This window comes from Citrobacter sp. wls717, from assembly GCF_005280955.1.
Taxonomy (GTDB): domain Bacteria; phylum Pseudomonadota; class Gammaproteobacteria; order Enterobacterales; family Enterobacteriaceae; genus Citrobacter; species Citrobacter werkmanii.
Map to the genome: position 1 here is coordinate 1 of NZ_SZWW01000021.1, position 26,707 is coordinate 26,707.

General features: G+C 55.1%; 25 protein-coding genes. 14 read left to right on the forward strand and 11 right to left on the reverse strand.

What is annotated here, in order from left to right; all coding sequences use genetic code 11:
- Positions 1 to 78: 78 nt before the first annotated feature.
- From gpmA to modE, 7 genes are all read right to left on the reverse strand, one after another.
- Entirely contained in the window at positions 79 to 831 is a 753-nt protein-coding gene (gene gpmA / locus FDX09_RS13660) for a 2,3-diphosphoglycerate-dependent phosphoglycerate mutase (RefSeq protein WP_038638971.1), read from the reverse strand.
- Between the two features lie 233 nt (positions 832 to 1,064).
- A complete protein-coding gene (galM, locus tag FDX09_RS13665; protein WP_069323186.1) occupies positions 1,065 to 2,105 on the reverse strand; it encodes a galactose-1-epimerase in 1,041 nt (346 codons plus the stop codon).
- Positions 2,099 to 3,247, reverse strand: a complete 1,149-nt coding sequence (galK, locus tag FDX09_RS13670; RefSeq protein WP_038638977.1) for a galactokinase — start codon at positions 3,245 to 3,247, stop codon at positions 2,099 to 2,101. The genes galM and galK overlap by 7 nt, the downstream gene beginning before the upstream one ends.
- Positions 3,248 to 3,250: 3 nt before the next feature.
- Complete coding sequence (gene galT, locus FDX09_RS13675; protein ID WP_069323188.1) at positions 3,251 to 4,297, reverse strand: galactose-1-phosphate uridylyltransferase; 1,047 nt, start codon at positions 4,295 to 4,297, stop codon at positions 3,251 to 3,253.
- 9 nt (positions 4,298 to 4,306) lie between these two features.
- Positions 4,307 to 5,323 carry a UDP-glucose 4-epimerase GalE gene (galE, locus tag FDX09_RS13680; RefSeq protein ID WP_038638984.1) on the reverse strand — a complete coding sequence of 339 codons (1,017 nt, stop codon included), beginning with the start codon at positions 5,321 to 5,323 and terminating at the stop codon, positions 4,307 to 4,309.
- A gap of 217 nt (positions 5,324 to 5,540) precedes the next feature.
- Complete coding sequence (modF, locus tag FDX09_RS13685; RefSeq protein WP_137347358.1) at positions 5,541 to 7,013, reverse strand: molybdate ABC transporter ATP-binding protein ModF; 1,473 nt, start codon at positions 7,011 to 7,013, stop codon at positions 5,541 to 5,543.
- Between the two features lie 67 nt (positions 7,014 to 7,080).
- A complete protein-coding gene (gene modE / locus FDX09_RS13690; RefSeq protein WP_137347359.1) occupies positions 7,081 to 7,869 on the reverse strand; it encodes a molybdenum-dependent transcriptional regulator in 789 nt (262 codons plus the stop codon).
- A 130-nt stretch (positions 7,870 to 7,999) separates the two neighbouring features.
- On the opposite strand from modE, the gene FDX09_RS13695 reads away from it, so the two are divergent.
- The 4 genes from FDX09_RS13695 (at position 8,000) to modC (ending at position 10,871) form a co-directional block, all read left to right on the forward strand.
- The gene (locus FDX09_RS13695) at positions 8,000 to 8,149 is read left to right on the forward strand and encodes an AcrZ family multidrug efflux pump-associated protein (RefSeq protein WP_003023026.1); all 150 of its coding nucleotides are present in this window, start codon (positions 8,000 to 8,002) and stop codon (positions 8,147 to 8,149) included.
- 198 nt (positions 8,150 to 8,347) lie between these two features.
- Positions 8,348 to 9,121 carry a molybdate ABC transporter substrate-binding protein gene (gene modA / locus FDX09_RS13700; RefSeq protein ID WP_137347360.1) on the forward strand — a complete coding sequence of 258 codons (774 nt, stop codon included), beginning with the start codon at positions 8,348 to 8,350 and terminating at the stop codon, positions 9,119 to 9,121.
- Positions 9,121 to 9,810, forward strand: a complete 690-nt coding sequence (gene modB, locus FDX09_RS13705) for a molybdate ABC transporter permease subunit (protein WP_137347361.1) — start codon at positions 9,121 to 9,123, stop codon at positions 9,808 to 9,810. Before modA ends, modB begins: the two co-directional genes overlap by 1 nt.
- 2 nt (positions 9,811 to 9,812) lie before the next feature.
- Positions 9,813 to 10,871, forward strand: coding sequence for a molybdenum ABC transporter ATP-binding protein ModC (gene modC, locus FDX09_RS13710; RefSeq protein WP_038638999.1), 1,059 nt, complete (start codon positions 9,813 to 9,815; stop codon positions 10,869 to 10,871).
- Here the strand turns inward: modC and FDX09_RS13715 are convergent, their stop codons facing one another.
- On the reverse strand, positions 10,872 to 11,690 hold the full coding sequence (locus FDX09_RS13715; RefSeq protein ID WP_137347362.1) for a pyridoxal phosphatase: 819 nt from the start codon (positions 11,688 to 11,690) through the stop codon (positions 10,872 to 10,874).
- 165 nt (positions 11,691 to 11,855) lie between these two features.
- On the opposite strand from FDX09_RS13715, the gene pgl reads away from it, so the two are divergent.
- Positions 11,856 to 12,851: a 6-phosphogluconolactonase gene (gene pgl / locus FDX09_RS13720; RefSeq protein WP_038639009.1), complete on the forward strand. Its 996-nt coding sequence runs from the start codon at positions 11,856 to 11,858 to the stop codon at positions 12,849 to 12,851.
- Between the two features lie 82 nt (positions 12,852 to 12,933).
- On the opposite strand, the gene FDX09_RS13725 is transcribed toward pgl, so the two are convergent.
- Complete coding sequence (locus FDX09_RS13725) at positions 12,934 to 14,217, reverse strand: putative acyl-CoA thioester hydrolase (RefSeq protein ID WP_137347363.1); 1,284 nt, start codon at positions 14,215 to 14,217, stop codon at positions 12,934 to 12,936.
- Positions 14,218 to 14,441: 224 nt separating this feature from the next.
- Between FDX09_RS13725 and hutI the strand changes: the two genes are divergently transcribed.
- The 5 genes from hutI to hutH all read left to right on the forward strand — a co-directional run bounded on the left by hutI (position 14,442) and on the right by hutH (position 20,754).
- Positions 14,442 to 15,665: an imidazolonepropionase gene (hutI, locus tag FDX09_RS13730; protein WP_137347364.1), complete on the forward strand. Its 1,224-nt coding sequence runs from the start codon at positions 14,442 to 14,444 to the stop codon at positions 15,663 to 15,665.
- The gene (gene hutG, locus FDX09_RS13735) at positions 15,662 to 16,603 is read left to right on the forward strand and encodes a formimidoylglutamase (protein WP_137347365.1); all 942 of its coding nucleotides are present in this window, start codon (positions 15,662 to 15,664) and stop codon (positions 16,601 to 16,603) included. The genes hutI and hutG overlap by 4 nt, the downstream gene beginning before the upstream one ends.
- A gap of 86 nt (positions 16,604 to 16,689) precedes the next feature.
- On the forward strand, positions 16,690 to 17,409 hold the full coding sequence (locus FDX09_RS13740; protein WP_137347366.1) for a histidine utilization repressor: 720 nt from the start codon (positions 16,690 to 16,692) through the stop codon (positions 17,407 to 17,409).
- A 137-nt stretch (positions 17,410 to 17,546) separates the two neighbouring features.
- Complete coding sequence (gene hutU / locus FDX09_RS13745; protein ID WP_069323195.1) at positions 17,547 to 19,232, forward strand: urocanate hydratase; 1,686 nt, start codon at positions 17,547 to 17,549, stop codon at positions 19,230 to 19,232.
- A gap of 1 nt (position 19,233) precedes the next feature.
- Positions 19,234 to 20,754 (forward strand): histidine ammonia-lyase, encoded by a 1,521-nt coding sequence (gene hutH, locus FDX09_RS13750; protein ID WP_137347367.1) that lies wholly within the window; start codon positions 19,234 to 19,236, stop codon positions 20,752 to 20,754.
- 95 nt (positions 20,755 to 20,849) lie between these two features.
- Here hutH and FDX09_RS13755 read toward each other — a convergent pair whose 3' ends face one another.
- Both FDX09_RS13755 and bioA read right to left on the reverse strand, forming a co-directional pair.
- On the reverse strand, positions 20,850 to 21,326 hold the full coding sequence (locus tag FDX09_RS13755; RefSeq protein ID WP_038639028.1) for a kinase inhibitor: 477 nt from the start codon (positions 21,324 to 21,326) through the stop codon (positions 20,850 to 20,852).
- A gap of 57 nt (positions 21,327 to 21,383) precedes the next feature.
- On the reverse strand, positions 21,384 to 22,673 hold the full coding sequence (gene bioA, locus FDX09_RS13760) for an adenosylmethionine--8-amino-7-oxononanoate transaminase (protein WP_137347368.1): 1,290 nt from the start codon (positions 22,671 to 22,673) through the stop codon (positions 21,384 to 21,386).
- A gap of 76 nt (positions 22,674 to 22,749) precedes the next feature.
- Here bioA and bioB point away from each other — a divergent pair, with 76 nt between their 5' ends.
- From bioB to bioD, 4 genes are read left to right on the forward strand one after another with little or no spacing between them, the layout of a single operon-like run.
- Positions 22,750 to 23,790 (forward strand): biotin synthase BioB, encoded by a 1,041-nt coding sequence (gene bioB, locus FDX09_RS13765; RefSeq protein WP_038639034.1) that lies wholly within the window; start codon positions 22,750 to 22,752, stop codon positions 23,788 to 23,790.
- The gene (gene bioF / locus FDX09_RS13770) at positions 23,787 to 24,944 is read left to right on the forward strand and encodes an 8-amino-7-oxononanoate synthase (protein ID WP_137347369.1); all 1,158 of its coding nucleotides are present in this window, start codon (positions 23,787 to 23,789) and stop codon (positions 24,942 to 24,944) included. The genes bioB and bioF overlap by 4 nt, the downstream gene beginning before the upstream one ends.
- On the forward strand, positions 24,928 to 25,683 hold the full coding sequence (gene bioC / locus FDX09_RS13775; RefSeq protein WP_137347370.1) for a malonyl-ACP O-methyltransferase BioC: 756 nt from the start codon (positions 24,928 to 24,930) through the stop codon (positions 25,681 to 25,683). Before bioF ends, bioC begins: the two co-directional genes overlap by 17 nt.
- On the forward strand, positions 25,676 to 26,374 hold the full coding sequence (gene bioD, locus FDX09_RS13780; RefSeq protein WP_137347371.1) for a dethiobiotin synthase: 699 nt from the start codon (positions 25,676 to 25,678) through the stop codon (positions 26,372 to 26,374). The genes bioC and bioD overlap by 8 nt, the downstream gene beginning before the upstream one ends.
- Positions 26,375 to 26,707 lie beyond the last annotated feature (333 nt).

The window sequence follows — 26,707 nt, forward strand, 5'->3', positions numbered from 1 at the left end:
GCCGGATAAGGCAACGCCGCCATCCGGCAATAAAAAAAGCGTGGAGCATTCCACGCTTTTTTATTGGGAGCGAAAAAATTACTTCGCTTTACCCTGGTTAGCAACGGCTGCGGCTTTTGCCGCGATCTCGTCAGCGTTACCCAGATAGTAGTGTTTAATCGGCTTAAAGTTTTCGTCAAACTCATACACCAGCGGTACGCCGGTCGGGATGTTCAGTTCGAGGATTTCATCTTCGCTCATGTTATCCAGGTACTTCACCAGCGCGCGCAGGGAGTTACCGTGAGCAGCGATAATTACGCGCTCACCGCTTTTCATACGCGGCAGAATGGTTTCGTTCCAGTAAGGAATCACGCGATCGATGGTCAGCGCCAGGCTTTCGGTGAGCGGTAGTTCTTTGTCAGTCAGTTTGGCATAACGCGGGTCGTGACCCGGATAACGCTCGTCATCTTTGGTCAGTTCCGGTGGGGTAACCGCAAAGCCGCGACGCCATTGCTTAACCTGCTCGTCACCGTATTTTTCAGCGGTTTCTGCTTTGTTCAGACCCTGTAGCGCGCCGTAATGACGCTCGTTCAGTTTCCAGGATTTCTCAACCGGCAGCCAGGCCTGATCCAGTTCGTCCAGGACGTTCCAAAGGGTATGGATGGCACGTTTCAGCACAGAGGTATAGGCAAAATCAAAGCTATAGCCTTCCTCTTTCAGCAGTTTACCGGCCGCTTTTGCTTCACCTACGCCTTTCTCGGACAGATCAACGTCATACCAACCGGTAAAACGGTTTTCGTTGTTCCACTGACTTTCACCGTGTCGTACCAGAACCAGCTTAGTTACAGCCATACACTCACTCCTATCAATCATATTTAATGATAATAATTCTCATTATATTGCCGTAATGAGTCAGCGGCAATGCTTACGCATAACCATAGCGAAAATAGCGCCACAGTGTAAGGTTCTTGTGAACTCAAGGTTGCGATTTTGTCTTTGGATGATGTGGGGTTGAGCGGGTTTACTGCGGAAAACAAACAACAGGCCCGATAAATTTATGCTATCGGGCCTGTCAGGATGAACTGTCAGGCAGGAATAAACTGATATTCCGTCACGCTGGCATACTCTTCACCCGGATGCAGGAAGCAGTCCGGCTGTGGCCATTCTGGATGGTTCGGGCTGTCTGGCAGAAACTCACTTTCCAGCGCCAGACCTTGCCAGTCTTCATAGGCCTCCGGCCCACGTGAAGGCGTACCGCCAAGGAAGTTTCCTGAGTAAAACTGCAATGCCGGGGCTGAGGTGTAAACCACCATCTGCAGTTTTTCATCCTGAGACCAAACCTGAGCCGCCGGAGTACGCGCATTGCCTTGTGCCTGGAGCAGGAAGGCGTGATCGTAACCTTTTACCTTGCGCTGATCGTCATCGGCCAGAAATTCGCTGGCGATGATTTTCGGGGAACGGAAATCAAAAGTGCTTCCGGCGACGGATTTCAGCCCGTCATGCGGGATGCCCATTTCGTCTACGGGTAAATACTCGTCCGCCAGAATTTGCAGCTTGTGCTGGCGCACATCCGTTTTGTCACCGTCGAGATTAAAATAGACATGATTCGTCAGATTTACCGGGCAGGGCTTATCAACCGTGGCACGGTAGGTTATCGAAATCCGATTATCGTCAGTCAGGCGATACTGCGCGGTGGCGCAAAGATTCCCAGGGAAACCCTGGTCGCCATCGTCAGACGTTAAGGCAAACAGCACCTGACGGTCATTCTGATTCACTATCTGCCAGCGACGTTTGTCGAAACCGTTCGGTCCGCCGTGCAGTTGGTTATCACCCTGGCTTGGCAGCAATTCAATGGTTTCGCCGTCAAAGGTATAGCGGCTGTTGGCGATACGGTTAGCGTAGCGGCCAATGGAAGCCCCCAGAAACGCAGCCTGTTCCGGGTATTGCTCCGGACTGGCGCAACCGAGCAGGGCTTCGCGCACACTACCATCGCTAAGTGGAATACGCGCAGAGAGCAGCGTTGCGCCCCAGTCCATGAGCGTGACCACCATCCCCGCGTCGTTACGCAGGGTAAGCAGGCGGAACGGCTGACCGTCGGGCGCCATTACGGGAATTTCGTTTAACATTGTCCGGCTCCTTGTGAAGGTTTACAGACGTAAAATGTTTCTTTAATACCGGTTTTAGCTTCGTACTGTTCGGCGACGGCCTGCTGCACGGCAGGCACCAGATCTTGCGGGATCAGCGCCACAATACAGCCCCCGAAGCCGCCGCCTGTCATACGAACACCACCTTTATCGCCGATGGTTGCTTTGACAATCTCAACCAGCGTATCAATTTGCGGCACGGTAATTTCAAAGTCATCGCGCATTGAAGCGTGAGATTCCGCCATCAGCTGACCCATGCGTAACAGGTCGCCTTTTTCCAGCGCATTCGCAGCTTCAACGGTACGCGCGTTTTCCGTGATCACGTGACGAACGCGTTTGGCGACAATCGGATCCAGTTCGTGAGCAACTGCGCTAAAGGTTTCAAAGCTGACATCACGCAGGGCAGGTTGCTGGAAGAAACGCGCCCCGGTTTCACACTGTTCGCGACGGGTGTTGTACTCGCTACCCACCAACGTACGTTTAAAATTGCTGTTGATGATTACCACCGCCACGCCTTCAGGCATGGAAACGGCTTTGGTGCCCAGCGTACGGCAGTCGATCAGCAGCGCATGATCTTTCTTGCCAAGCGCGGAGATCAACTGATCCATAATGCCGCAGTTGCAGCCGACAAACTGGTTTTCAGCTTCCTGGCCGTTCAGAGCAATCTGCGCCCCGTCGAGCGGCAGATGATAAAGCTGCTGGAACACGGTGCCTACCGCCACTTCCAGCGAAGCCGAAGAGCTTAAGCCTGCGCCCTGAGGCACATTACCGCTGATCACCAGATCCGCGCCGCCAAAGGCGTTATTACGCTTTTGCAGATGCTTCACCACGCCACGCACGTAGTTTGACCACTGCTGGCTGTCATGAGCGATAATCGGCGCGTCCAGAGAGAACTCGTCCATTTGATTATCGTAGTCAGCCGCGATAACGCGAACTTTTCTGTCATCGCGTGTCGCACAGCTAATCACGGTTTGATAGTCGATAGCGCAGGGCAGAACGAATCCGTCGTTATAATCGGTATGTTCGCCAATCAGGTTTACACGGCCCGGTGCCTGAATAGTATGGGTGGCAGGGTAGCCAAATGTTTCAGCAAACAGAGATTGTGTTTTTTCTTTTAGACTCATTATTTAAACTCCGGATTCGCGAAAATGGATGTCGCTGACCGCACGCAGTCGTTCAGCCGCTTGTTCTGCTGTCAGGTCGCGCTGGGTTTCCGCCAGCATTTCGTAACCGACCATAAATTTGCGCACGGTTGCCGAACGCAGCAGCGGCGGATAAAAGTGTGCGTGCAACTGCCAGTGTTGGTTTTCTTCACCGTTAAACGGTGCGCCGTGCCAGCCCATGGAGTAGGGGAATGAGCACTGGAACAGGTTGTCGTAACGACTGGTCAGTTTTTTCAACGCCAGCGCCAGATCAGCGCGCTGTTCGTCGGTCAAATCGGTGATACGCAGGACGTGCGCTTTTGGCAGCAGCAGCGTTTCGAACGGCCATGCCGCCCAATAGGGCACGACTGCCAGCCAGTGTTCTGTTTCAACGACCGTCCGGCTACCATCAGCCAGTTCACGCTGGACGTAATCAAGGAGCATCGGCGCGCCCTGTTCGGCGAAGTACGCTTTTTGCAGGCGATCTTCACGTTCGGCTTCGTTGGGCAGAAAGCTATTGGCCCAAATCTGTCCGTGCGGATGGGGGTTTGAACACCCCATTGCTGCGCCTTTATTCTCAAAGACCTGCACCCAGGGATAGGTTTTGCCTAAATCTGCCGTCTGTTCCTGCCACGTTTTCACGATTTCTGTTAGCGCAGGCACGCTGAGTTCCGGCAGCGTTTTGCTGTGATCGGGCGAAAAGCAAATCACGCGGCTGGTACCGCGCGCGCTCTGACAGCGCATTAACGGATCGTTGCTGTCCGGCGCGTCCGGGGTATCGGACATCAGCGCGGCAAAGTCGTTAGTAAAAACATAGGTCCCGGTGTAATCCGGGTTTTTATCGCCGGTAACACGTGTATTGCCTGCACACAGAAAGCAGTCCGGGTCATGTGCGGGTAGAACCTGCTTAGATGGTGTTTCCTGCGCCCCTTGCCAGGGGCGTTTTGCACGATGCGGTGAGACGAGGATCCACTGCCCGGTGAGCGGGTTAAAACGGCGGTGTGGATGATCGACAGGATTGAATTGCGTCATGATTGATCCTTAATCCGTATATCCCTGCGGATGGCGTGATTGCCAGTGCCAGGTGTCTTGCGCCATTTCATCCAGGGTGCGAGTTACGCGCCAGTTGAGCTCGCGATCGGCTTTACTGGCATCTGCCCAGTAGGCCGGAAGATCGCCATCACGACGCGGGGCAAAATGGTAATTCACCGGTTTACCGCAGGCTTTACTGAAGGCGTTGACCACATCCAGCACGCTGCTGCCGATGCCCGCCCCGAGGTTGTAAATATGCACGCCCTGTTTGCCCGCCAGTTTTTCCATCGCGGCGACGTGGCCATCTGCGAGATCCATGACGTGGATATAGTCGCGAACGCCGGTGCCATCTTCGGTAGGGTAGTCATTGCCAAATATGGCAAGGGACTCGCGGCGGCCAACGGCAACCTGTGCGATGTAAGGCATCAGGTTGTTTGGAATACCTTGCGGGTCTTCACCCATATCGCCTGACGGATGCGCGCCAACCGGGTTGAAGTAGCGCAGTAAGGCGATACTCCAGTCGGGCTGTGCTTTTTGCAGATCGGTCAGGATCTGTTCAACCATCAGCTTACTTTTGCCATACGGGCTTTGTGGTGTGCCGGTGGGGAAACTTTCAACGTAAGGAATTTGCGGCTGATCGCCATAGACGGTCGCGGAGGAGCTGAAAATGAAGTTTTTCACGTTAGCTGCGCGCATGGCATTCACCAGACGCAGCGTCCCGTTGACGTTGTTGTCATAGTATTCCAGCGGCTTGGCAACGGACTCGCCAACGGCTTTTAACCCGGCAAAATGGATGACCGTGTCAATGGCATGATCGTGCAGAATTTCGGTTATCAGCGCTTCGTTACGAATATCCCCTTCCACGAAAGTCGGGTGCTTGCCGCCTAAACGCTCGATGACGGGCAGAACGCTGCGCTTGCTGTTGCAGAGGTTATCCAGGATCACCACCTCGTGACCGTTTTTCAGCAACTGCACGCAAGTGTGGCTTCCTATGTAACCGCTACCACCTGTAACCAATACTCTCATAATTCGCTCCGTTAAGCCTATGGTATGCAATAACCATAGCATAACAAAGATGCGAAAAGTGTGACATGGAATAAATTAGTGGAATCGTTTACACAGTGATGTTTTCACTCGTTTGCATTGGTTATTTTATTTTAAATCCTCAGGTTAAGTTGTTATCTCGGAGTTTATCTGAAAAAAATGCAGAAAAAAGGGCGTGTTAAACGCCCTCAAATGAAAATTAACGCAGAGAGGTTTGTTGATAGGCGTAGACATCGCCCTCGGGCACAAACTCCAGTCGATGGGTAATGCAGGCCGGGGCGTCTTCAGCATGGTGGGAGACAAACAGCAGTTGGGTTTCGCCTTCACCGATCAGTACATCCACAAACCGACGAATCAGTTGGCGATTGAGCGGGTCCAGGCCTTGCAAAGGCTCGTCGAGGATTAACAGAGTCGGGTGTTTAACCAGCGCACGCACAATCAACGCCAGCCGTTGCTGCCCCCAGGAAAGACTGTGGAACGGCGCATCCGCGGTACGTTTATCCATGCCCAGAATATCCAGCCACTGCTGGACCAGTTTGTGCTGTCTGTCAGAGACGGCCTGATAGATGCCGATTGAGTCAAAGTAGCCGGAGAGAATCACATTGCGTACCGTCGTACTGACCCGGTAATCGAGATGCAGGCTACTGCTGACGTAGCCGATGTGTTTTTTAATATCCCAGATAGTTTCACCACTACCCCGACGGCGGCCAAACAGCGTTAAATCGTTGCTGTAACCCTGGGGGTGATCGCCGGTGATTAAACTCAGTAGGGTTGATTTTCCCGCCCCGTTGGGGCCGACGATTTGCCAGTGTTCCCCCGGATTTACCTGCCAGCTCAGATGATGCAGGATAGGGCGATCGTTATACGAGACGGTGCCATCGTTAAGCACAATACGCGGCTCGTTATCGGACAGCGTGCGACGGACCGAAGGCTCGTCCGGCTCGGGTAATTGGATGCCTTCCAGGCGTTCACTATGGGCAAGTTGAGCGATTAATGCCTGTTGCAGAAGGTCTGCTTTTGCGCCGGTTTCAGTCAACGTGCAATCGGCAAGTACGCCGGCAAATTGCACGAACTCGGGAATCTCATCAAAGCGGTTAAGCACCAGTACCAGCGTAAAACCGGTCTGGTGCAGTTCAGCGAGCAGTTCTGCTAACTGGCGACGGGACGCCACGTCCAGCCCGTCAAAAGGCTCATCAAGGATCAGTAAATCCGGTGCGGACATTAACGCCTGACAGAGCAGGGTTTTGCGTGTTTCACCGGTGGAAAGGTATTTGAAACGCCTGTTGAGCAGGGAAGTAATACCAAACTGCTGCGCCAGCGCAGCGCAGCGAGTGGGGTCGTTGACCTCATCCTGAATGATTTCTGCGGTGGTACGCCCGGTGTCATCTTCACCGGGGCTGAGAAGATCGGTGTTGTTTCGCTGCCACTCGTCGCTGACCAGCTTTTGTAGCTGCTCGAAGGAGAGTCGGGTAATACGTGTAAACTGACAGTGCCGCTCACCTTTCAGTAGCGGCAATTCTCCTGCCAGCGCACGGGCCAGCGCGGATTTCCCGCTGCCGTTAGAGCCCACAAACGCCCAGCTATCACCCGCGTGTAATGTCAACGCATCTAACTGGAGCGTTTTTGTGTCGCTAAGACGAAACGTGCCTTGCGAAATTTGCAATGATGACATTTTGTATCCCATTATTTGCAGCAATTAATGACAGGGATACGTGTTCTTCAGGCTAATGTCAATTAACTCAGCACAGCGTCGCAATAATCACTTTGTCAGCATTAAAATATGCTGTTGCGTTAGCACCTTCCGCTAAAGCGTGAGTCTGCTCCACTGGCAGCGTCGCACACAGCGTCTGGCCGTCTGGCAACGTCATTAACACCTCACATTGTTCTGCGCCGCGTTCGATATGACTAATCGTTCCATGCAACTGATTATCAGCGGCCTGAGCGATAGCCTCGTCCTGGGTAATGCCTACCCACGGTGCTTTCAACAGAATTAATACTTCTTTGCCTTCCTCAAGACCCAAACGCTCACCGCTTTGCGCAGTAATCGCCACCTTCAGGCGCGTTTCGCCATCGGCCAACAGGACGTCGACATGCTGCTGAACCTGATCGTGGTCGCGAGCGGTAATCGTGCCAAACCATTGGTTACGGGTGCTGGTTTGCAGTGAAAAGCGGGAAATGGCTGCCAGCAGGCTATTGAGCGGCAGCGCATCGTCATCGCTCAACACATCAAACGCTTTTTGTTGAATTTGTGCGAGCAAATCATACAGTTGGATCAGACGCTGGCCGTAACGCGTCAACACCGCGCCGCCGCCGCCTTTACCGCCGGTGGCGCGCTCAACCAGCGTTTGCTCACTGAGCTGGTTCATTTCATTAATCGCGTCCCAGGCGCTTTTATAACTGATACCCGCATCCTTCGCGCCCTGACTGATGGAGCCGGAAAGCGCAATGTGCTTAAGCAGAGAAATGCGACGGGGATCGGCAAACAGTTTTTGCTGAAGTTTCAGCGTAAGAAGGATTTCGGCCTGCATCACAAGCTCCTGGCAAAAAAGGGTATTGTGACGGAAAACCGTGTGCGCGCAAAGCCAACCGCACAAAAGGGGAGTGCTTTTCTGCGTGATGTGGTTAGAATACAACTAAGGACTATATCTGGAGTTGACCATGTTAGAGTTATTGAAAAGTCTGGTATTCGCCGTAATCATGGTACCTGTGGTGATGGCCATCATTCTGGGTCTGATTTACGGACTGGGTGAAGTGTTCAACATTTTTTCCGGTATCGGTCAGAAAGACCAGTCCAGACAGAATCATTGATTCCCCAAACGCCCGCTCAGTCGGGCGTTTATATTTTTGCCTTTCAGCCCGTTTTCTCTGGCAACAGTTTCTCAAGATCCTGCTTCTCGTGCCGATATTTTCATGGCGTAACCTCTAATTGGTATCAATAACCGCTGGGAAAATTCTGGCTTAACCGTTATATTTGCGCGTACATAACGAAACTCAAAGGAGCTACAGATGGCACGCACATGGTTACGCTTGTTTGCAGGGGCGACGCTTTCTCTTTCTGTCGCAGGACATGCATTGGCGGATGAAGGGAAAATCACGGTATTCGCAGCGGCTTCGCTCACCAACGCGATGCAGGATATTGCGACGCAATACAAAAAAGAGAAGAACGTTGACGTCGTCTCCTCTTTTGCCTCTTCTTCTACGCTGGCGCGTCAGATAGAAGCAGGCGCGCCTGCTGACCTGTTTATTTCTGCCGATCAGAAATGGATGGATTATGCGGTCGATAAAAAATCGATGGATACCGCCACGCGTGCAACGCTGTTAGGCAACAGTCTGGTGGTGGTGGCGCCGAAAGCCAGCGCCCAGCAAGACTTTACTATCGACAGTAAAACCAACTGGACCCATTTGCTGAATGGTGGACGCCTGGCTGTCGGCGATCCGGAACATGTTCCGGCAGGCATTTATGCCAAGGAAGCACTGCAAAAATTGGGCGCATGGGATACTCTGACGCCGAAACTGGCACCTGCGGAAGACGTTCGCGGTGCGCTGGCGCTGGTGGAACGTAACGAAGCGCCGCTGGGGATCGTCTATGGTTCCGATGCTGTCGCCAGCAAAGGCGTCAAGGTTGTCGCGACCTTCCCGGAAGATTCACACAAAAAAGTGGAATACCCTATCGCCATTGTTGATGGGCACAAAAACGCAACGGTCAGCGCGTTCTATGATTACCTGAAAGGACCGCAGGCTGCTGAAATCTTTAAACGTTATGGATTTACGACCAAGTAATGATACTGACCGATCCTGAATGGCAGGCCGTCATACTGAGCCTGAAAGTTTCTTCCCTGGCCGTGTTGTTTAGTCTGCCGTTTGGGATCTTCTTTGCCTGGCTGCTTGTGCGATGCACCTTCCCGGGTAAAGCGCTGCTCGACAGCGTTCTGCATTTGCCGTTGGTGCTGCCGCCGGTGGTGGTGGGGTATCTGCTGTTGATCGCCATGGGGCGGCGCGGATTTATCGGCGAGCGGCTGTATGACTGGTTTGGCATTACCTTTGCCTTTAGCTGGCGCGGTGCGGTGCTGGCCGCGGCGGTGATGTCGTTTCCTTTAATGGTACGGGCAATTCGTCTGGCGCTGGAAGGCGTCGACGTCAAGTTGGAGCAGGCGGCCCGAACGCTCGGGGCCGGACGCTGGCGCGTATTCATGACCATTACCTTACCGCTGATGTTGCCCGGCATTATTGTCGGGACGGTGCTGGCGTTCGCGCGTTCCCTCGGGGAATTCGGCGCGACGATCACTTTTGTCTCCAATATTCCTGGCGAAACCCGCACCATCCCCTCGGCGATGTATACCCTGATCCAAACGCCTGGCGGCGAAAGCGCAGCGGCAAGGTTATGCATTATTTCTATTGTGTTGGCGCTGATTTCACTGCTGATTTCTGAATGGTTGGCGCGTATTAGCCGTGAGCGGACGGGGCGATAATCATGCTGGAACTTAACTTCTCCCAGACGTTGGGAACCCATTGCCTGACGCTCAACGAAACGCTGCCTGCCAGTGGGATTACCGCTATTTTTGGTGTCTCCGGCGCGGGAAAAACGTCGCTGATTAACGCCATCAGCGGTCTGACGCAGCCGCAGTCCGGACGTATTGTGCTTAACGGTCGGGTGTTAAATGATGTTGAAAATGGAATCTGCTTAACGCCTGAAAAGCGTCGGGTGGGCTATGTATTCCAGGATGCGCGTCTGTTTCCCCATTATAAGGTGCGCGGTAATCTGCGTTACGGTATGGCGAAAAGCATGGCCGGGCAGTTTGATAAGCTGGTGGCGCTGCTGGGCATTGAACCGCTGCTCGATCGCCTACCGGGAAGTCTTTCCGGCGGCGAAAAACAGCGCGTTGCTATTGGTCGGGCGCTGCTTACCGCGCCAGAGTTATTGCTGCTTGATGAACCGTTAGCCTCACTGGATATTCCGCGCAAACGCGAACTGCTACCTTATCTACAACGTCTGGCGCGTGAAATTAATATTCCGATGCTGTATGTCAGCCACTCGCTTGATGAAATTTTGCACCTGGCAGACAAAGTGATGGTGCTGGAAAACGGGCAGGTCAAAGCATTTGGTTCTCTGGAGGACGTCTGGGGGAGTAGCGTAATGCATCCCTGGCTGCCGAAAGAACAGCAGAGCAGCATTCTGAAAGTCAGCGTGCTGGAGCATCATCCTCACTATGCGATGACCGCGCTGGCGCTGGGCGATCAGCATCTGTGGGTCAACAAGCTTGAGCAGCCGCTGCAATCCGTGCTGCGCATTCGCATTCAGGCGTCTGATGTTTCGCTGGTACTCCAGCCGCCGCAGCAGACCAGTATTCGTAACATACTGCGTGCGAAGGTCGCCCAGTGCTATGACGATAACGGTCAGGTGGAAGTGCAGCTTGAGGTGGGCGGGAAAACGCTGTGGGCGAGGATCAGCCCGTGGGCCAGGGATGAGCTTGGCATCAAACCTGGCCTGTGGCTGTACGCGCAAATTAAGAGCGTGTCGATCACCGCCTGATTACAGCAGGTGGGTGTAGATAAACTTCGCGATGCTGTCGGTGGTATTGTCACCAATCACGATGTTGGCGCGGGCTTTGACCGCGTCATCAGCGTTACCCATCGCCACGCCGGTGCCTGCGGCTTCCAGCATGCTGATATCGTTAAAGTTGTCGCCAAAGGCGATCACATTTTCCATTGACCCACCCTGCGCTTCGATCCACTGAGTAAGACGTCGCCCTTTGCTGTTACCTTTACGGGCAATGTCGACTTGATCATGCCAGGACCATTCACACTCCAGCCCCAGTTGTTGTTCAACGTCTTTACCAAACTGCTGCAGTTTTGGAATATCTTCGTCGGTCAGGGCAAATTTCCACACGGCGTTGACATCATGCGCGGCCTGCGCCAGCGAAGGAACCTGGGTGAAGGTTGGGCGCTGTTCCGGCGGTAGCGTTTGCGCCCAGTTAGCGGTACGCACCACATGCCCGGTCGGACGCTCATACAGCATGGCCTCGTCAACATACATCAGGCCATGAATTTGATGTTCATCCAGCATTTCGATCAGCTGCAATGCCTGGTCAACCGGAAGAGGATCGGATTCCAGTACATTTTTTGCATGATAATCATACAAGTAAGTGCCGTTGCAGCAAATTGCAGGTGTATCCAGCGCCAGTGCCTGATAAAAAGGATGAATAGCAACGTGATGGCGACCTGTGACAATGATAAGTTGGTAGCCTGCTTCTCTGGCGCGTGAGAGCGCTTCAAGAGAGGATGGCAACAAGGTTTTTTTCGGGGTCAGTAAGGTACCGTCTAAATCCAGGGCAATCACGCGTGCGGTCATAGGTTTTTCCAGATTAAGGTTGAGAATTGTGTCTGCTGGAATGGTACACCGAGACGGGAGCCGGACAAAATTCTGAGTCTTGATTAAGCATTCACCGTTAAAAGCGTCTACCTTAGGCGTGTGTCAGGCAATTGCAGCCACCTGCCAACAAGCAAAGGAGTATTCATGAAACAAACCGTTTATACCGCCAGTCCTGAGAGTCAGCAAATTCATGTCTGGAGCCTGAATCACGATGGGTCTTTGACGCTGACCCAGGTGGTTGATGTACCGGGTCAGGTACAGCCGATGGTCGTCAGCCCGGATAAGCGCTATCTCTATGTCGGTGTGCGTCCGGAGTTTCGTGTTCTGGCATATCGTATTGCGCCTGATGATGGTGCGCTGACCTTTGTTGCGGAGTCTGCGCTGCCGGGTAGTCCGACGCATATTTCTACCGATCATCAGGGGCGCTTCGTGTTTGTCGGTTCCTATAATGCGGGCAGCGTCAGCGTCACGCGTCTGGAAAATGGTCTGCCGGTGGAGCTCCTGGATGTGGTTGACGGTCTGGATGGTTGCCACTCGGCCAACATCTCTCCGGATAACCGTACTCTGTGGGTTCCGGCATTGAAACAGGATCGTATCTGTCTGTTTGACGTCAGTGATGATGGTCATCTGGTCGCGCAGGAGCCGGCAGAAGTGACCACCGTGGAAGGCGCGGGTCCGCGTCATATGGTGTTCCATCCGAATAAGCAATACGCCTATTGCGTGAATGAGCTGAACAGCTCAGTTGACGTCTGGGAGCTGAAAGATCCGCACGGCAAAATTGAATGCGTACAGACGCTGGATATGATGCCTGCTGATTTCTCCGATACCCGATGGGCGGCAGATATTCATATTACGCCGGATGGTCGTCATTTGTATGCCTGCGATCGTACCGCCAGTCTGATTACGGTGTTTAGCGTCTCAGAAGACGGAAGCGTGCTGACTAAAGAAGGCTTCCAGCCGACCGAAACGCAACCACGCGGTTTTAATATCGACCACAGCGGTAAATACCTGATTGCCGCCGGGCAAAAATCTCATCACATCGCAGTGTATGAGATTGCTGGCGAACAAGGGTTGCTGACGGAGAAAGGTCGTTACGCGGTAGGACAAGGCCCGATGTGGGTGGTGGTTAACGCGTACTAATATTGCGTCTAATGCCGGATGAGTATCCGGCACATTGCCCGGCAGAGCATGAGTCTGCCGGGTTTACATCAGAGAATGGCAATTACTGCTTAGGCTCTGCAACCACTTTGCTACCAATACCGCGGTTGTTGTATTCCCACATGCGGTTGAAGTTAGTGTCGTTCAGGTTGCGCTGGATTTCGCCTTTATCATCTTCCGTGCCGGTATTACCGGTAAAGGGATGTTTCGAGATAACGCTGTCAGCCCACGGTTTCGCCATGTTAAAGCCTTCGTTAATCACGCTGTCGCGAATAACCACCTGTCCATTGGTGTTAGAATCAACATCCAGCGAGCGGCCCAGCTGCGCCACGCCATCACCACTTGCCGTGAAGCGGCTATTGATAGCCAGGAAACCGTAGTAGATGTTTGACAGGGTAGCCGGTGCAAACACGTACGCTTCCTGCTGGGTACGGGAGTTCACAACGCGGAAATCGGTGTTATCGAATACCACCGCGCCACGACCAGACACGATATCCACATCGCCTTCAATGTAGCTGTTCGTCACCAGCGTACGCGGCTGACGATCGTTTTCCAGACGGTTTTGTACGCCGCTATTGGTCACGAAGAAGGTGTTCTGGCGACCCAGAATGTTGACGTTGTTGATCTGTACTTTATCGCCATCGGTACGCAGTGCGACTGCCGGATGGTTCCCTGCATCAACGCTATCACCGAGGTTGTTTTCAATGGTCAGGTTCTGCAATTGCAGACCGTTATTTTGCGACCAAACGACCGCAGAACACATCACGCCAATATTGGTGCCGCGCTTGCTCTGGCAATTATCAAACATATACCACGCTGGTTTGCCCGGCATATATTTACCACCCGGGTTCACCGTACGACGCCAGTCAGCGGTGCTCATATCACCGTCAATGGCCTGGCCAATTTTCACATCCAGCGGTTTTTCGCCAGTACCGTAAAGCGTCAGGCTACCTGTCGCTGCCGGGATATAGACCGTGCCCTGATATTCGCCCGGCATGATCGCGATGTACTGACGTTTGTTGGTACGTTTGATGATTGCCGCATCAACCGCGGCCTGAATGCTGGTATGCGTCACGCCCTGGGTACCTGCCGGGCCAACCACAAAGTCAGGCTGCGCGGGCAAAGTAATAGCAGAAGGGCTCCACGGCGCGGTGTTTGGCGTCAGCGCGGAAAAATAGTGCGTGGCGACGAAGTTTTTCGCTTCATTGGCCGACAGAATCGGGCGCGAAGCGGTGCCTGGCGCGGTCTGATCGGAAGGAATTTGATCGGGCGGTGTAGAGCTACAGGCGGTCAGCGTCACGCCAAAAGCCATTGCCAGCGCCAGACGGGAAACTGATGATATGTTCACAGGTTGCTCCGGGCTTTGAAAGTTATCCATTGAAGCCTGCTTTTTTATACTAAGTTGAGCGAAACGGGAAGGTTAAAAGGTAAAAAGTTCTTTTTTATCGCCGTAATGCCCGGCGCGGAGAGACCTTATATCACAAATAGATAACAATTATGCTCATCCAGGTTGACAACATCCGCCGAATCAAAAATAAATGTCTATACAACCTATGACAAGTGGTGAGTCAAATGCAGCAATTCTTCCCTGATGATGTTATCTGGCGCAATGTTCGCCTGGCGACCATGGATCCTGAACGTGATAACCCGTATGGGCTGGTGGATGGACATGCGTTGATCGTCCGCCAGGGTAAGATTCGCGCTATTGTGCCGGAGTCTTCGTTATACCTCACACATGACAATACTTTTGATATGCAGGGCCGGCTGGTGACGCCTGGCCTGATCGACTGCCATACGCACCTGGTCTTTGGCGGGAATCGCGCAGGTGAATGGGAGCAGCGGCTTAACGGTGTTTCCTATCAGCAGATAAGCGCCCAGGGGGGCGGTATTAATGCCACCGTGTCGGCGACCCGTAGCGCCACTGATGAACAACTTCTTCATATAGCGCATCAGAGAATGGAGAGGTTAATCAAAGAAGGCGTTACGCTACTGGAAATAAAGTCTGGTTATGGTCTGGATTTGCAGACAGAAGAGAAAATATTACGTGTGGTGGCAGCGCTGGCGGCGGAGGATGTGATTGAAATAAGCCCGACGCTGTTGGCTGCCCATGCTACCCCGGCGGAATACCGGGGCGATCCTGACGGCTATATTACGCTGGTGTGCGAGACGATTTTGCCGCAGTTGTGGGAGCAAGGGCTATTCGAGACCGTCGATCTGTTCTGTGAAAGCGTCGGTTTTACGCTGGCGCAGAGTGAGCGGGTGTTCCAGGCAGCACAGGCGCTGGGCATCCCGATCAAAGCGCATGTTGAACAACTGTCACTGCTCGGCGGCGCCCAGTTGGTGAGCCGCTACCACGGTTTATCCGCCGACCATATTGAATATCTTGATGAAGCGGGCGTGGCGGCGATGAGCCAAAGCGGTACGGTTGGAGTGTTGTTGCCCGGCGCTTTCTATTTCCTCAAAGAGCAACAGCGTCCGCCGGTAGAGCTGTTACGGCAATATCAGGTGCCGATGGCGGTGGCGACCGACTTCAACCCTGGCACCAGTCCGTTTATCAGTCTGCACTGGGCGATGAATATGGCTTGCGTCCAGTTTGGCTTAACGCCGGAAGAAGCGTGGGCTGGCGTCACCCGTCATGCGGCCCGGGCGCTGGGACGTCATGCCTCTCACGGTCAATTGAAGGCCGGGTTTGTGGCCGATTTTGTGGTGTGGGATGCCGAACTCCCGGTCGAGATCCTCTATGAGCCAGGGCGTAACCCGCTCTACCAACGTGTATTCAAAGGACAACCTGCATGACTAACTGGCAACCTGCTTCTCCTGCACTATGGCAGGGGCGAGATGACCGCGCCGAGTCGCCGACTGCGCTGCGCCTGTTTCAGACGATTACGCTGAGTTCGGCGTTTTCCCCGGAAATGTACTCTGAGCAGATAGCACTGCTTGGTTTTGCCTGTGATGAAGGCGTTAAACGTAATCAGGGGCGTACGGGAGCCGCCGGAGCGCCAGATGCGCTACGTAAAGCGCTGGCGAATTTAGCCAGTCACGACGGGCATCAGCGGCTGGTGGATCTGGGAAATATTGTGGCGCAGGCCCCCGATCTTGAGGGCGCGCAGCAGGCGCTACGCAAGGCGGTACAGCGCTGTCAGCAGACGAAAATGCGTACCCTGGTACTGGGGGGAGGACACGAAACCGCGTTTGCCCATGGCGCTGGCGTGCTGGATGCGTTCCCACAGGCAAAAGTGGGCATCATCAATCTCGACGCGCATCTCGATTTGCGTCATGCCGAACAGGCCACATCTGGTACGCCGTTTCGCCAGCTGTCGCACCTTTGCGATGAACAGCAACGCGGATTTCACTATGCCTGTATCGGCGTCAGTCGGGCGGCAAATACCCAGGCGCTGTGGGATGAAGCGCAGCGGCTTGGTGTCACCGTGGTGGAAGATTTGCACTGTGATTCGGCACAGGCCCAACTGGCGCAGTTTGCCTCTGGCGTGGATGTCATCTATCTGACTATCGACCTTGACGTACTGCCGGTTTGGGAAATGCCCGCGGTGTCAGCGCCCGCTGCGCTGGGCGTACCGTTGGCGACGCTGTTGGGGCTGATTGAACCCCTTTGTCGTAGCGGTAAACTGCAGGCGGTGGATATGGTTGAATTTAATCCACGCTTTGACGATGATGGCAGAGCGGCACGCGTTGCGGCGCGATTAGGCTGGCAAATCGCGCACTGGTGGCGCTGACATGCCTGAGGGCGTTACGCTTATCAGGTTCGGGTAATGTCTGTAAACTATACCCATTCACATTTCAGCTTAAGGAAGGCACACGCATGCTCCCATCCCGTTCTGCTCCAGCTCCTTTTTACGAAAAGGTAAAACAGGAGATCAGCGAAAAGATTGCCAGCGGTATCTGGCAAGCTCACGATCGTATCCCGTCTGAAGCAGAGCTGGTGGCACAGTATGGTTTTAGCCGCATGACCATCAATCGGGCGCTGCGTGAGTTAACGGATGAGGGGTTGCTGGTGCGTTTGCAGGGGGTGGGGACGTTTGTCGCCGAGCGAAAAGGCCAGTCTGCGCTGTTTGAAATTCGCAGTATTGCGGATGAAATCAACGCGCGTCAGCATCAGCACCGCTGTGAGGTTATGACGCTGGAAAGAACCCAGGCAAATGCGCAGCAGGCTTTAGTGTTAAACGTTAAAGAAGGCACCCCCATTTTTCACTCCATCATGGTGCACTACGAGAACGATTTGCCGGTACAAATTGAAGATCGCTGTGTGAATGCGGAGATTGTGCCGGAGTATCTGGCGCAGGATTACAGCCAGACCACGCCTCACGCTTACCTGTCGCTGATCGCCCCCTTAACGGAAGGTGAGCACATTGTCGAAGCGGTACGCGCCAGTGCGGAAGAGTGCGCGTTGCTGAAAATCAAAGAACACGATCCCTGCTTGCTGATCCGCCGCAAAACCTGGTCCGCATCATCCATTGTCTCTCATGCCCGTTTGCTGTTTCCGGGTTCCCGCTATCGCCTGCAAGGACGGTTTATGTCCTGATGTCGGGATACCAAAACCGTGATTGCTGACGCAATATAATAAAAATGTATCTTAATTGTTAAAATCACCCTTGCGGCGACTTGTATAGACAAGTATATGTTACTTATCTATCCGACGTTCGCGAGGAGTTTTCTGTCATGTCCCATAGCAAATATCGTCAGCAGGATATTCGTGCCCCGCGTGGCACTACCTTAACGGCCAAAAGCTGGCTGACTGAAGCGCCGCTGCGCATGTTAATGAACAACCTGGATCCCGACGTGGCGGAAAATCCGCATGAGCTGGTGGTATACGGCGGGATTGGTCGCGCCGCGCGTGACTGGGCGTGTTACGACGCCATCGTCAATGCGCTGACGCAACTGGAGAGCGATGAGACCCTGCTGGTCCAGTCGGGTAAACCGGTCGGTGTGTTCAAAACCCATGACAACGCCCCGCGCGTACTGATTGCTAACTCCAACCTGGTTCCGCACTGGGCAACCTGGGAACACTTTAACGAGCTGGATGCCAAAGGGCTGGCGATGTACGGTCAGATGACCGCCGGGAGTTGGATCTACATCGGCAGCCAGGGCATCGTGCAGGGGACGTATGAAACCTTCGTTGAGGCCGGACGTCAGCATTATCAGGGTAACCTGAGCGGACGCTGGGTGTTAACCGCCGGGCTGGGCGGCATGGGCGGGGCGCAGCCGTTAGCCGCGACGCTGGCGGGCGCATGCTCGCTGAATATTGAATGTCAGCAAAGCCGCATTGATTTCCGTCTGCGTACCCGTTACGTGGACGAGCAGGCGACATCGCTGGACGATGCGCTGGCGCGTATCGATAAGTACACCCGCGAAGGGAAAGCGGTTTCCATTGCGCTGTGCGCGAACGCCGCCGACGTTGTGCCGGAGCTGGTGAAGCGTGGTGTGCGCCCGGATATGGTGACCGACCAGACCAGCGCCCATGATCCGCTGCATGGTTATCTGCCGTCCGGTTGGAGCTGGGAAGAGTATCAGGCGAAAGCGGTGTCCGATCCGCAGGGTACGGTGCAGGCGGCGAAACGCTCAATGGCAACGCATGTTGAAGCGATGCTGGCGTTTAGCAAAATGGGCGTACCGACGTTTGATTACGGCAATAACATTCGCCAGATGGCCAAAGAGATGGGCGTGGAAAACGCCTTTGATTTCCCCGGTTTTGTGCCAGCGTATATTCGACCGCTGTTCTGTCGTGGCATTGGCCCGTTCCGCTGGGTGGCGCTTTCCGGCGATCCGCAGGATATTTATAAAACCGATGCCAAAGTGAAAGAGATCGTGGCTGACGATAAACACCTGCATCACTGGCTGGATATGGCGCGTGAGCGGATTAACTTCCAGGGATTACCGGCGCGTATCTGCTGGGTCGGCCTGGAATGGCGACAGAAGCTGGGGCTGGCGTTTAATGAAATGGTGCGCAGCGGCGAAGTGTCCGCGCCAATTGTTATTGGCCGTGACCATCTGGACTCCGGCTCCGTTGCCAGTCCGAACCGCGAAACCGAAGCCATGCGCGACGGGTCTGACGCCGTATCTGACTGGCCGCTGCTGAATGCGCTGCTGAACACCGCCAGCGGCGCGACGTGGGTGTCATTGCACCACGGTGGCGGAGTGGGAATGGGTTTCTCCCAGCATGCCGGGATGGTCATTGTTTGTGATGGCACCGATGAAGCCGCTGCGCGTATTGCCCGGGTATTGCATAACGATCCGGCTACCGGGGTGATGCGCCACGCTGACGCCGGATATGATATTGCGGTGGAATGCGCCGTCGAAGAAGGGCTGAATTTGCCGATGGTCGCTGCGACGCAGGGGAAACGCTGAGATGAATACCATGACATTAACGCCGGGCCAACTGACTTTTGCACAACTTCGTGACATCTGGCAGCAGCCTATCCAACTAAGCCTTGATGCCAGCGCAATTGACGCCATTAATGCAAGCGTCGCCTGCGTCAATAACATTGTCGCTGAAGGCCGTACGGCATACGGCATTAATACCGGTTTTGGCCTGCTGGCGCAGACCCGTATCGCCACAGAAGATTTGCAGAATTTACAGCGCTCGTTGGTGCTTTCCCATGCGGCTGGCGTCGGCGAGGCGCTGGACGACGCGATGGTGCGTCTGATTATGGTGCTGAAAATCAACAGCCTGGCGCGCGGTTTTTCCGGTATTCGCCTGAGCGTGATTGAAGCGCTGATTGCGCTGGTGAATGCCGGGGTGTATCCGCTGATCCCGGCGAAAGGCTCAGTGGGGGCATCGGGTGACCTGGCGCCGTTGGCGCATATGTCTCTGACATTGCTGGGTGAAGGGAAGGCGCGCTGGCAGGGGGAATGGCTCCCGGCGACCGAAGCGCTGAAAAAGGCCGGGCTGGAGCCGATAACGCTGGAGGCGAAAGAAGGGCTGGCGCTGCTTAACGGGACTCAGGCTTCGACGGCTTTTGCGCTGCGTGGACTCATTGAAGCTCAGGAACTGTTTGCGTCCGCGACGGTGTGCGGGGCGCTGACCACCGAAGCCGTTTTGGGCTCCCGTCGTCCGTTTGACGCGCGGATTCATGCCGCGCGAGGACAACGCGGACAGATTGACGCCGCGGCGCTGTACCGCCATGTGTTGACGGATTCCAGCGCGCTTTCGCAGTCGCATCATAACTGTGAAAAAGTACAGGATCCGTATTCTCTGCGCTGTCAGCCGCAGGTGATGGGGGCATGTCTGACGCAAATGCGCCATGTGATGGATGTTCTGCTGGTGGAAGCCAACGCGGTTTCCGACAACCCGCTGGTGTTTGCCGAAGAAGGCGATGTGATTTCCGGCGGCAACTTCCATGCTGAACCCGTGGCGATGGCGGCGGATAACCTGGCGCTGGCGATTGCGGAAATCGGGGCCTTATCGGAGCGACGCATTGCGTTAATGATGGATAAACACATGTCGCAACTACCGCCTTTCCTGGTGAAAAATGGCGGAGTTAACTCCGGCTTTATGATTGCGCAAGTCACGGCTGCCGCGCTGGCGAGCGAGAACAAAGCGCTGGCGCATCCGCACAGCGTAGACAGTTTACCGACCTCCGCCAACCAGGAGGATCATGTGTCTATGGCGCCGGCGGCGGGTCGCAGGCTGTGGGAGATGGCGGCGAATACGCGCGGCGTGATTGCCGTCGAGTGGCTGGCGGCGTGTCAGGGAATCGATCTACGTGAAGGGTTAACCTCAAGTCCATTGCTGGAGCAGGCGCGCCAGGCGCTACGCGAGCAGGTTGCCCACTATACGCAGGATCGCTTTTTCGCCCCGGATATTGAGTCCGCGACCGAACTGTTAGCGCAAGGAACGTTGTTGAAATTGCTGCCCGAATTTCTGTAGAAAATTGCCTGATGGCGACGCTAACGCGTCTTATCAGGCCTACGATCTGCTTTGTAGGCCGGATGAGGCGAAGCCGACATCCGGCCCAACAGAGATTAACTAAACATCGCCGTAATCGAGGCGCTGGCGAGCGAGTGGAAGTGAACATTAAATCCAACCATCGCGCCGCTGGCGTCCTCATCGACATCAATACGCTCTACATCCAGCGCGTGAACCGTAAAGATATAGCGATGAGTTTCCCCCTTCGGCGGCGCTGCGCCGCCATAACCGGCTTTACCAAAATCCGTACGGGTCTGAATCACCCCGTCCGGCAGTGCAACCAGACCGGAACCGAAGCCTTGCGTGAGAACGCGGGTATCGGCGGGCAGATTTACAACTACCCAGTGCCACCAGCCGGAGCCGGTGGGCGCATCAGGATCGTAACAGGTCACGACAAAGCTCTTAGTCCCGGCGGGCACATCATCCCATGCCAGATGCGGGGAAATATTATCCCCGTCATATCCCATGCCGTTAAAAACGTGACGATGCCCAAGCTTCTCCCCATCGCGCAGATCGTTACTGATTAGTTTCATACTGACTCCTCTCGTTAGCCAAAAAGTGTAGCCAGAAACCGTAGAGCTTACCGCTGTTTAATCGCTAAAAAATGTTGCATGGCGCACAGCCTCATTGACGGCCTGCGTAAGGCGGCGCAACTGCTCGGGCTGGATAATGTACGGCGGCATCAGATAGATTAGCTTACCAAACGGTCGTACCCACACGCCCTGTTCGACAAAGAACTTCTGTAGTGCCGCCATATTCACCGGCTGGGTGGTTTCTATCACGCCGATGGCGCCGAGCACGCGCACGTCGGCGACCCAACTGGAGTCTGCTGCCGGGGCGAGTTCTGCACGCAACTGCGCTTCAATGGCCGCGACCTGCGAGCGCCACTCGCCGGTGTTGAGTAGCGACAGGCTGGCGGAGGCGACGGCACAAGCCAGCGGATTGCCCATAAAGGTCGGACCGTGCATGAAGCAGCCCGCTTCGCCGTTGCTGATGGTTTCTGCGACCAGACGGGTGGTCAGGGTCGCGGAAAGGGTCATCGTTCCGCCGGTTAATGCTTTGCCGAGGCACAAAATATCCGGCGTAATATCGGCGTGTTCACAGGCAAACAGCCTGCCGGTGCGGCCAAATCCGGTGGCGATCTCATCGGCAATCAGCAGGATGCCTTCCCGGTCGCACATCTTACGGATACGCTTTAACCACTCAGGATGGTACATGCGCATACCGCCAGCGCCCTGCACAATTGGCTCGAGGATCACCGCCGCAATCTCGTGACGATGCGCGGCCATCAGGCGGGCAAAAGGCACCATGTCCAGTTCGTCCCACTCGCCGCCCATGCGGCTTTGCGGCGCAGGCGCAAACAGGTTTTCCGGCAGATACCCTTTCCACAGACTGTGCATTGAGTTGTCGGGATCGCAGACCGACATCGCGCCGAAGGTATCGCCGTGATAGCCGTTACGAAATGTCAGGAAACGCTGACGAGATTCCCCTTTGGCCTGCCAGTATTGCAGCGCCATTTTCATCGCCACTTCCACCGCGACCGAACCTGAATCCGCGAGAAAAACGCACTCCAGCGCTTCTGGCGTCATGTCCACCAGTTGGCGACACAGCGCGATGGCCGGGGCATGGGTAATGCCGCCAAACATCACGTGCGACATGGCGTCAATCTGCGTTTTCATTGCGGTGTTCAACTGCGGATGATTGTAACCGTGGATCGCCGCCCACCAGGATGACATACCGTCAATGAGCCGCTCACCGCTGGCTAAAATCAGTTCACAACCTTCGGCCCGCGCCACCGGATACACCGGCAATGGGGAGGTCATGGAAGTGTAAGGGTGCCAGATATGGCGTTGGTCAAACGCAAGATCATCCGTTGTCATAATCGACTTGTAAACCAAATTAAAAAGATTTAGGTTTACGAGTCTACACCAAACTGACAACGAAACGTATACCAATATGGCTCATTCTTCTCGCTGGACAATGTCGCAAGTCACCGAATTATTTGAAAAACCACTGCTTGATCTCCTGTTTGAAGCGCAACAGATTCATCGTCAGCACTTCGATCCGCGGCAGGTACAGGTCAGTACGCTGTTGTCGATTAAGACTGGCGCCTGCCCGGAAGACTGCAAATACTGCCCGCAAAGTTCTCGCTATAAAACGGGTCTGGAAACTGAACGCTTGATGGAAGTGGAACAGGTACTGGACTCGGCGCGTAAGGCGAAGCAGGCCGGTTCAACGCGGTTTTGCATGGGGGCGGCGTGGAAGAATCCGCACGAGCGCGATATGCCTTACCTGGAACAGATGGTTCAGGGCGTGAAAGCGTTGGGGCTGGAAGCCTGCATGACGCTGGGAACGCTCAACGAAACCCAGGCTCAGCGCCTGGCCAACGCGGGACTGGATTACTACAACCATAACCTCGACACCTCGCCGGAGTTTTACGGCAATATCATCACTACCCGGTCTTATCAGGAACGTCTGGATACGCTGGATAAAGTGCGTGAAGCCGGGATTAAAGTCTGCTCAGGCGGTATTGTCGGATTAGGCGAAACGGTCACCGATCGCGCCGGTCTGCTGCTGCAATTAGCCAATCTGCCGACACCGCCGGAAAGCGTGCCGATCAACATGCTGGTGAAGGTGAAGGGCACGCCGCTTGCCGATAACGACGACGTCGACGCGTTTGATTTCATCCGTACCATCGCCGTGGCGCGCATCATGATGCCAACCTCTTACGTGCGTCTTTCCGCCGGGCGCGAGCAGATGAACGAGCAAACCCAGGCGATGTGCTTTATGGCCGGCGCTAACTCGATTTTCTACGGCTGCAAACTGCTGACCACGCCGAACCCGAACGAAGATAAAGATTTGCTGTTATTCCGCAAGCTGGGTCTCAACCCGCAGCAAACGGCGGTGCTGGCGGGGGATAACGAACAGCAACAACGTCTCGAGCAGGCGCTGCGTACCCCGGATACCGATGATTACTACAACGCGGCAACCGTATGACCTGGCAGCAAAAAATTGGCGATGCGCTCACGGCGCGTCGTTGCGCTGATGCGTGGCGGCAGCGCTATGCGGTGACCCAGGGCGCCGGTCGCTGGCTGCAGGCCGACGGCCGCCAGTATCTGAATTTCTCCAGCAACGATTACCTTGGCCTGAGCCACCATCCGCAGATTATCTGCGCCTGGCAGCAGGGAGCTGAACGTTTTGGCGTCGGCAGCGGCGGCTCGGGTCATGTCAGCGGGTATTCCGTGGCTCACCAGGCGCTGGAAGAAGAGCTGGCGCAGTGGCTGGGCTATTCGCGGGCGCTGTTATTTATCTCCGGTTTTGCCGCTAATCAGGCGGTGATAGCCGCATTGATGGAAAAAGACGATCGTATTGTCGCCGACAGGCTTAGCCATGCCTCGCTGTTGGAGGCCGCCAGCCTTAGCCCGGCTGTTCTACGTCGCTTTACCCATAACGATCCGCATCATCTGGAGCGTCTGCTGACTGCCCCCTGTCCGGGGCAGCAGCTCGTGGTCACTGAAGGCGTATTCAGCATGGATGGCGACAGCGCGCCGCTCGCTGAAATCCACGCGGTGGCGGAACGACACGGTGCGTGGCTACTGGTGGATGATGCGCACGGCGTTGGCGTAACCGGTGCAGAAGGACGCGGCTCCTGCTGGCGACAGCAGGTCAAACCCGAACTGTTAGTGGTGACGTTTGGCAAAGGATTTGGCGTCAGCGGCGCGGCAATCCTGTGTTCTGACAGCGTGGCCGACTATCTGTTGCAGTTTGCCCGTCATCTAATCTACAGCACCAGTATGCCTCCGGCGCAGGCTCAGGCTCTGCGCGCCGCGCTGGCGGTGATCCGCAGCCGTGAAGGTGATGAACGCCGGGAAAAGTTAGCGATGCTGATCCAGCGTTTTCGCGCTGGGGTGAATACGCCGGGTTTAACGCTGGCGAATTCAACCAGTGCTATTCAGCCGCTGATTGTTGGCGATAACCATAAAGCTTTGCAACTGGCGGACACACTACGGCAACAGGGATGTTGGGTGACGGCAATTCGCCCGCCGACGGTGCCCGCCGGTACGGCCAGATTACGGCTGACGCTGACCCAGGCGCATGAGGCGCAGGATATCGATCGTCTACTGGAGGTGTTGCATGGCGCAGGTCAATAAACGGGCGATTGCCGCCGCGTTTGGCCGCGCGGCCACCCACTATGAGCAACACGCAGAGCTACAGAGGCAAAGTGCCGATGCGTTACTGGCGTTACTGGATGGCGGCACGTTCTCGCAGGTATTGGATGCGGGCTGTGGGCCTGGACGTATGAGTCGTTACTGGCGTGAGCAGGGGAGTGAGGTCTGCGCGCTGGATCTGTCGTCGCAAATGCTGGCTGAAGCGCAGCGTCACGATGTCGCCCACCACTATCTGCTGGCGGATATCGAAGCCATCCCGCAGGCAACCGCGAGCTTTGACCTGGCCTGGAGTAATCTGGCCGTACAGTGGTGTGGCGACCTGCGCGGCGCGTTAAGCGAGCTTTACCGGGTGGTGCGTCCTGGCGGGACGGTGGCGTTTAGTACCCTGGCGCAGGGGTCGATGCCGGAACTTCGTCAGGCCTGGCAGGCGGTTGACGATCGGGAGCACGCCAACCGTTTTTTGCCCGTGGCGCAACTGGAAAACGCCCTGTATGGCTGGGATGTTGAATACCAGTTTCATGCCGTCACGCTGTGGTTTGATGATGCGCTGAGCGCCATGCGTTCGCTAAAAGGCATTGGCGCGACGCATTTGCATGATGGGCGCGAGCAACGTGTGCTGACGCGCGCTCAGCTGCGCCAGCTACAGTTAACCTGGCCCTGTCAGCAGGGGAAATATCCGCTGACCTACCATCTTTTTTTAGGAGTAATTCAACGTGGCTAAAACGTATTTTGTCACCGGGACAGATACCGAAGTCGGTAAAACTGTCGCCAGCTGCGCGCTGCTCCAGGCGGCGGGACAACTGGGGTTGCGCGCCGTTGGCTATAAGCCGGTGGCGTCAGGCAGTGAAATGACGGCTGATGGCCTGCGAAACAGCGATGCGTTGGCATTACAGCGCAATAGCGCTGTGACGGCGGACTATGCGGCGATTAATCCCTACTGCTTCGCTGAACCTACCTCGCCGCATATCATCAGCGCCGACGAAGGTCGCCCCATTTTGGCCTCCGTGATGTCATCGGGTTTACGCACGCTTGAAGCGCAGGCTGACTGGGTACTGGTGGAGGGGGCTGGTGGATGGTTTACGCCGCTTTCGCCAACGCTGAGTTTTTCAGACTGGGTCAAAACAGAACAGTTGCCGGTGATTCTGGTGGTTGGCGTTAAGCTCGGCTGCATCAATCACGCCATTCTGACCGCCCAGGCGGTGCAGCAGGCCGGACTGACGCTTGCCGGATGGGTAGCCAATGATGTGACGCCGCCCGGCAAACGTCATGCTGAATACATGGCGACGCTAAAGCGCGTGATCCCGGTACCTTTGCTGGGGGAAATTCCCTGGCTGGCAGAAGATCCTGAGCAGGCATCGACCGGACGTTATCTCGATCTCAGCATTTTGTCTTTGACGGCATCAGCTGGTTGAATCGAGAGGGGAAATAACACTGGTCGCTATTGCAGTACGCGGACAAGAAAATGGTGAAAATGCGAGCAAGATCTCGGCTCTCCCTGGCCGCCTCGTTAGCTGATAAATATCAAAAAATAGCGATAATTTTTTTTTAGCCCAGCGGAAAAGAGAGTCAGGGTGTTTTTGCCAGGCTACAGTCCACACGGGCTGGAAGCAGTTATCCACTATTCCTGTGGATAACCTTGTGTATTAGGGTTAGAAAACACAATGTAAGCGAGAGAAGACGCGGCCTGCGACTAAATTGATGCGAAAGACGGCTTGAGAAAATAATGTTTAAATTACAGGCAGTTA